This window comes from Bartonella sp. TT29SHDZB (assembly GCF_042193395.1).
In the GTDB taxonomy this organism is placed as follows: Bacteria; Pseudomonadota; Alphaproteobacteria; order Rhizobiales; family Rhizobiaceae; genus Bartonella.
In genome coordinates this window covers 1-1,937 of sequence record NZ_JBHILQ010000080.1, presented here as the reverse complement: position 1 = coordinate 1,937, position 1,937 = coordinate 1, and the positions used below count along the sequence as shown (strand labels likewise).

Below are 1,937 nucleotides of genomic sequence, written 5' to 3'. Positions count from 1 at the left end.
GAAATTTCTCCATCTAAAAGAAACTTCAATTTGCTATTGTTTCTGTCCTTACCTTCCCCATGAAGAGCTACAAAGGCGTTATCACCCTTGCTCCACGATAAAGAATCTTGCGCAACACCTGCAGAAACTTCCTTAATTCGTGCATTAACATTCTTGATATTATCATCAAGACCAGTAAATGCACTACCAACATTATCAAAAGAACTGTCTGTTATCTTACCATCTGCATCAACCTTGGATAACTTGTAAGTCGGTCCTGTAAACGCGCCATTATTAAACGCCGCATCACCACCAAGAAACTTGGCTACATTCTGAGAAATTGCGTTGATCTGACTACCATTAATCGCATCATGTGAACTCTCACCAATGGCACCATCTTTTACATTATGCAGTGCAACTGGTCCTGCATCCTTACCTTTACCTAAAGTCACACTGCTATAATCAGTTTTACCATCGGCCTGTTTATCATAGAGAACCACTGCTGAATCTTCTGACTGAAGATTGTTAGAAAGATCCTTCAGACTTGCATCAAGCTGCGCTTTATTGACTGCTTCATTATTCTTCTCTGCTGCCTTGATGCCAGAAAGGGTTCTATCCTCTTCTTTACTATTAGCGATATTGAGTTCTGTACCTTCTACTTCTTTACCAATAGTGATAACTTTCGTCTTATCATCCTGCTTGGCAAGACTATCACTCACTACATTCGTCACATCATTATGAACATTCGTAATAGAACTCGCAACACCAGCAAATGCTTCCGCTACACTATTGTAAACCTTTTCCTCACCAGTGCTACCATCTTCATTGATAGTTTTAAGTTTGAATGTGGGGGCAACCCATTCTCCATTCTCATATCCAGCGCCACCACCAAAATAGCTAGCAACCGTCCGATTGACTGAATAAAGCTGACCACCTGTAATAGCATCCGTTGAGTTGGCGCTAATCTCACCATTTGCTAGAAACGTAATTCTACTGTTTTCTTGTGTCCTTACAGCTTTGCCTTTTTCTTCTTTGCTCTTTTCATGACGCGCTACAAACGCATGTGCAGTCTCGCTCCAATTCAAGGAATCCTGCGCTACCCCTTCAGAAACTTCCTTAATCCGTGCATTCACATTCTTGATATTATCATCAAGACCAGTAAATGCACTACCAACATTATCAAAAGAGCCGTTTGTTATATTACCATCTGCATCAACCTTCGATAACTTGTAGGTTGGTCCTGTAAACGTACCGCCAACAAATTTTGCATCACCACCAAGAAACTTAGCTAAATCCTGAGAAATTGTGTTGATCTGGCCACCCGTAATCGCATCATGTGAACTATCACCAATGACACCATCTTTGACATTATGAAGCGCAACTGGTCCTGCATCCTTACCTTTACCTAAAGTCACACTGCTATAATCAGTTTTACCATCTGCCTGTTTATCGTAATGAACAACAGCTGAATCATCAGACTGAAGGCTGCTGGAAAGATCCTTCAGACTTGCATCAAGCTGACCTTTGTTAACAGCTTCATTATCCTTTGTTGCTTCACCAACACCTGAAAGAGTCCGATCCGTACCAGTCTTGTTGGCTATATTGAGTTCTGTACCTTCTACTTCTGTACCAATATTGATAACTTTTGTCTTTTCATCCTGCTTGGCAAGGCTATCACTCACTACATTGGTTACATCATTATGAACATTCGTGACAGAACTACTAATATCAGAAAGTGCTTCCGCTACACTATTGTAAACCTTTTCCTCACCAGTACTACCATCTTCATTGACAGTTTTAAGTTTGAATGTGGGGGCAACCCATTTTCCATTCTCATATCCAGCGCCTCCACCAAAATACGTCGCAACTGTTTGATTCATTGAATAAAGTTGGTTGCCAGTGATCGCTTCTGTTGAACCTTTAGAAATTTCTCCATCTAAAAGAAACTTCAATTTGCT

The 1,937-nt window shown here is 40.7% G+C and carries 1 pseudogene; it reads right to left on the bottom strand.

Annotated elements, in window-relative coordinates:
• Positions 1-1,937, bottom strand: a pseudogene (locus tag ACFIJJ_RS09595) (hypothetical protein); the annotation flags it as partial.